Raw genomic sequence first — 240 nt, 5'->3', positions numbered from 1 at the left:
CAACAATACCACAGTTAGTTTTCAGAATAATCATCAAGTGGTTGCTTTTCATATAACCGTTTGCTACAATAGTGCTTGTTCTGTTGAATGATTACTTGAAGTAATAAGAACATACACTTTCTTGTTTCAGGAGGTGACAAACAATGGCAAACATCAAATCAGCAATCAAACGTGCAAAAACTTCTGAAAAACGTCGTGTTGCGAACTCACAAGAGAAAGCGGCAATGCGTACAGCAGTAA

Annotated in this window: 1 protein-coding gene; it reads left to right on the top strand. The window is 37.1% G+C overall.

The window, feature by feature from the left end; all coding sequences use genetic code 11:
• Positions 1-143: 143 nt before the first annotated feature.
• Positions 144-240 (top strand): 30S ribosomal protein S20 (gene rpsT, locus AC2Q9J_RS18445; protein WP_499042182.1); only part of this gene is annotated, 97 nt, incomplete at its 3' end.

It is taken from the genome of Planococcus sp. RAB007_Raresut (assembly GCF_057369535.1).
This window is presented reverse-complemented; position numbering and strand designations above follow the sequence as displayed.